Source organism: Streptococcus sp. NLN76 (assembly GCF_015686645.1).
Lineage (GTDB): Bacteria > Bacillota > Bacilli > Lactobacillales > Streptococcaceae > Streptococcus.
This window is the reverse complement of record NZ_JADPMS010000080.1, coordinates 1-3022: the sequence shown is the minus strand read 5'-3', so window position 1 is coordinate 3022 and position 3022 is coordinate 1. Positions and strand designations below refer to the sequence as shown.

4 protein-coding genes and 2 pseudogenes are annotated in these 3022 nt (G+C 36.5%); 5 read left to right on the top strand and 1 reads right to left on the bottom strand.

Annotated features, from left to right (window positions below):
* From I1A59_RS09210 to I1A59_RS09190, 5 genes and pseudogenes are all read left to right on the top strand, one after another.
* Positions 1 to 473 (top strand): transposase (locus I1A59_RS09210; RefSeq protein WP_196092463.1); only part of this gene is annotated, 473 nt, incomplete at its 5' end.
* A gap of 175 nt (positions 474 to 648) precedes the next feature.
* Positions 649 to 1683 (top strand): thioredoxin family protein, encoded by a 1035-nt coding sequence (locus I1A59_RS09205; RefSeq protein ID WP_196092462.1) that lies wholly within the window; start codon positions 649 to 651, stop codon positions 1681 to 1683.
* Between the two features lie 56 nt (positions 1684 to 1739).
* A complete protein-coding gene (locus I1A59_RS09200; protein ID WP_196092461.1) occupies positions 1740 to 1913 on the top strand; it encodes a hypothetical protein in 174 nt (57 codons plus the stop codon).
* A 33-nt stretch (positions 1914 to 1946) separates the two neighbouring features.
* On the top strand, positions 1947 to 2330 hold the full coding sequence (locus I1A59_RS09195) for a hypothetical protein (protein WP_196092460.1): 384 nt from the start codon (positions 1947 to 1949) through the stop codon (positions 2328 to 2330).
* A 218-nt stretch (positions 2331 to 2548) separates the two neighbouring features.
* Positions 2549 to 2722: pseudogene (locus tag I1A59_RS09190) on the top strand (biotin transporter BioY); the annotation flags it as partial.
* A 128-nt stretch (positions 2723 to 2850) separates the two neighbouring features.
* Here the strand turns inward: I1A59_RS09190 and I1A59_RS09745 are convergent.
* A pseudogene (locus I1A59_RS09745) lies at positions 2851 to 3022 on the bottom strand (IS4 family transposase); the annotation flags it as partial.

Here is a 3022-nt window from a genome sequence, read left to right as displayed (position 1 = left end):
TTTTGAAAGACTTTCCAATTGTCTATATTGACGAAACAGGTATTGATACTTATCTATATCGTAAAAATGCCCGTGCACCCAGAGGTGAAAAGATTCACTCTAAAATTAGTGGTCGTCGTTTTGAACGCACTTCTATTGTATCAGGACAAGTTGGTCAGACTTTTATAGCTCCAATGATTTACAAAGAGAGTATGACTAGCGATTTCTTTGTAGAGTGGTTTAAACAAGAGCTTCTACCATCTTTAAAGACTCCTCATGTCATTGTTATGGACAATGCAAGTTTTCATCCTAAGAAAATATTAGATGAACTTTCTATCGATGCTGGTCACTTCTTTTTACCTCTACCACCGTATTCTCCAGAATTAGATCCCATTGAGAAAAGTTGGGCTATTTTAAAAAAATCAGTTACAGAATTACTTCGCAAAATGGACTCTATAACTGATGCAATAACATACTATTTAAAAACTAAATAACTATAAACTAAAAATCGAGTGGCTCTTATTGTAAACTTTTTTACAGGTTATTCGAACTTTAGACATCAGTTAATTGTGGAGGTATGTAGGGAAGATAAACAGTGATGATTCATCCATCATGATTTTGGACACTCTTCCCTATTTTTAATACTGGAATTAGAGGTGTGAGGATATAATGAAAAAATATGCAGTTATATTAATGTCGCTGATACTACTTATTTGTGTTTACAATCCAATTGTTCTTCATGCTGATGAGTTAAATACTAATAATTCGATTGAAGAGTACTCAATCCAGTCCTCAATGGAATCTCAAGATTTTGGCTTGACAAATGACGAAAAAGTGGCTTCAGCAGAGCTAGGTGTCGAAAGTTTAGAAATAAGACCTGAAAATGCTGAAGTATTAGAGGAGTCAGTTGCAGAAGAAGAGGTAGCTATTCAAGATCATAGTCCTAATTCAGAAGTAAGTGATAAAAATAGCGAGGAACCTGCTGAGATTGAAGACGTTAGTTTTGAAGAGTATCTCAATAATGTTGCAGATTTTCGCAAAGTAAGCATTGAAGAGGTGCGTCGATCTTTTGAAAATGATCAACTAGAGCATACTCTTTATTTTGGAAGAGGAACTTGTTATCATTGTCGTGTTTTTTCACCTGAATTAAAGATATTTAATCAACTGATCGATGGCAATTTGGAGTACTACGACATTGATGGAGCAGATTTCGGGGAGGAAGCAAAGGATTTCTTGTTTAGAGTTGTTGGAATTCCTGGTACACCTGCCTTGCTACGCATGTATAATGGTAAACCGCTGGCTGCTTGGGTAGGTGGAGGAATAACCGCTCAACAATTATACAATCATTTATATGCAACTAAAATTGAAAATCATGATCAATCAAATGAACAATCCGATACTGAGTTTGAGAATGAAAGGGAGAATTCCAAAGGTTCTATACTGATAACTCAAAACATTGAAAAGGAAAAAACATTAGATGTCGATACGAGAGTTACTAAAATTCAAGATGGATTCGATGATCGTGTTCGGATAAGGCCTTTATCTGCCAAAGAAGAAAGGATTGAAGTTCATGAGAGTTCGAATCATCGATTACCAAATACTTCAGGTCATGGGAATCTATTCTTAATGATTTTTGGTTTTCTATTTTCATATTTAGGATTTAAAGTGGTTCAATTTAAATCTCGAGCAAATAAAATTATTTGAAAATATAGAGGATAGGATAGTTCTGAACTATGATTTTCTCAACGAGGAGGTATCTTATGAAAAAAGTCGCACTTGTTTGCTTTTTGCTCTTGATGACTGCTTCGATTATCTACCCGCTGCGTGAGTATTTGGGGTACACAAATCTGCTTTATTGGTTGATTTCATCCGCTGTTTTTTTTGGCAGATTACCGAATTTACCGCTGGTTTATCGGGAAGGTTTCAGAGGATAAGAGTTAGTTTTGAACTGCCTTGGGAGAGGAAGAATGAAGACTGAAAAATGGTTGTTAGTATTGGACTGGCTGGTAGGATTTGCCTTGCTTGATCTCGCTTATTTTATCTATGATGATGGTTTTATGAGGAGTATGTTGGTAGTAATCCTTGTTTCTATCATCGGTCCTTGCTTTTTCAGATTGAAAAGTCGGCGCTTGAGTGCGGATCCTGAGGATTACCGTGGCCAAGATTCTTTTCGGCAATCCCTTTATCTGGCTATCGATTTTTTAATTCGTTTCAGCTTCCTTTTACTGCTGCCGATTTTTTTCTTCTTTCCCAAATGGTTCGAGGGCTATAGTTACAGTTTGTTGTTCCTTTACCTTACTTATTGGAACTTGGCTCGGAAAGGGCGTCATGAAGCGGGGCGTTGGAAATAATGTTCATTTGAAAAACCTGACTTTCGTAGGAAAGTCAGGTTTATTTTGACTCAGAAAAACCAAGGTGAACCACTCAGGTTAAAGGGATACACACCCCTTGCAAGGCTAGGGAAAATTGAGATGATGATGGCTTATTAGTAAACTTCATAGAAAATCAAGGTTGACAGTCTAGGATAAATCCCTTATAGTGGATATACTTTATCTCAAAGGAGTTTAGAATGTTTACAACACGAGATCTTACTAAGATTGGTCTGATGACGAGTCTCTTGATTGTGCTGGGCTTACTCCCGGCAATTCCGTTAGGATTTATTCCGGTCCCAATCGTCTTTCAAAACCTTGGGGTTATACTGGTTGGGGCGACTTTAGGAGCGAAAAAAGGGACTTTTACCATGCAATGTCATTAAGTTAAGACCTAGAATTTAGAATAAGACCACATTTGAAAGCTCATAATTACATCAGACTTTCAAATGTGGTCTTTTTGTGCACGCCAAATAAAGGTTTTTGTGACCTTTTTTAAAAATTATGATACTCTATAGGTGAAACTTACTACTGATTGATTTTTCAGTCGCCTTTCAAACGTCCGACCTGGACGAATGATTGATAAATGTCTTTCTATGTAAGTTTTCAACTTAGAAGAAGTGAGCCTGTTTTTCAGAAATTGTTTACAGGCATAAACAGCATCAGAAAAGCAG

What these genes read in the sequence shown, in the direction of transcription:
- I1A59_RS09205 (WP_196092462.1), top strand. Translation starts at nt 649, where the DNA reads ATGAAAAAATATGCAGTTATATTAATGTCGCTGATACTACTTATTTGT.
- I1A59_RS09200 (WP_196092461.1), top strand. Translation starts at nt 1,740, where the DNA reads ATGAAAAAAGTCGCACTTGTTTGCTTTTTGCTCTTGATGACTGCTTCG.
- I1A59_RS09195 (WP_196092460.1), top strand. Translation starts at nt 1,947, where the DNA reads ATGAAGACTGAAAAATGGTTGTTAGTATTGGACTGGCTGGTAGGATTT.